Here is a 256-nt window from a genome sequence, read left to right on the forward strand (position 1 = left end):
GGTGCCGACGAAACTGGCATTCTGGACGATATCCCATCTGTTTTATGATCGTAATGATTTCGTCGCTCAAACGCGATGTGGCACGGTTCACCTCAACGAGCGAAGGTACTGGTGCAGCGTTTCGCGGCTGATCCCGTAATCGCGCGCGATCTGCGCCTTGCGTTCACCGGCGCCGCGAACCGGATGCATTTCCCCACTTCGGGCTGAGTCTGATGCGGCTCGGCATCTGGACGGCGAAGGCCTCCGCGGCAGCGCC

Annotated in this window: 1 protein-coding gene; it reads right to left on the reverse strand. The window is 60.5% G+C overall.

Features of this window, described 5'->3' with window-relative positions; genetic code table 11:
* Nucleotides 1–87 precede the first annotated feature (87 nt).
* Nucleotides 88–189: a helix-turn-helix domain-containing protein gene (locus SB724_RS20920; protein ID WP_327796267.1), complete on the reverse strand. Its 102-nt coding sequence runs from the start codon at nt 187–189 to the stop codon at nt 88–90.
* Nucleotides 190–256 lie beyond the last annotated feature (67 nt).

This window comes from Bacillus sp. SIMBA_031 (assembly GCF_046535225.1).
Taxonomy (GTDB): Bacteria; Bacillota; Bacilli; order Bacillales; family Bacillaceae; genus Bacillus; species Bacillus velezensis.

Bases quoted from the DNA above. Each gene is read 5' to 3' on its own strand.
- SB724_RS20920 (WP_327796267.1), bottom strand. From the start codon at position 189: ATGCATCCGGTTCGCGGCGCCGGTGAACGCAAGGCGCAGATCGCGCGC.